Genomic DNA, 259 nt, shown 5'->3' on the forward strand with positions numbered 1-259 from the left:
GGCCTGTGGCGCTTCGCCAGCGTCCCGGACCTGTGGAACATCTTCAAGGCCAGCTTCCTGGGCATGATCGCCATCGTGCTGGCCCTGGCCGTGGACCGTTTCAATGGCGTGCCGATGTCGGTGCTGGTGGTGTACCCGTTCGCGCTCTCCGCGCTGCTGGGCACGCCGCGCCTGCTGTATCGGGCGTGGAAGGACTATCAGATCGCCCATTCGGCCGACGTCAGCCAGCGCGTGCTGATCATCGGCGCCGGGCGTGCGG

The 259-nt window shown here is 67.6% G+C and carries 1 pseudogene; it reads left to right on the plus strand.

From position 1 onward, the window contains the following. Positions 1-259 (plus strand): annotated as a pseudogene (locus tag SB822_RS58615) (polysaccharide biosynthesis protein); the annotation flags it as partial.

The organism is Paraburkholderia sp. SIMBA_054 (assembly GCF_046534875.1).
Lineage (GTDB): Bacteria > Pseudomonadota > Gammaproteobacteria > Burkholderiales > Burkholderiaceae > Paraburkholderia > Paraburkholderia hospita.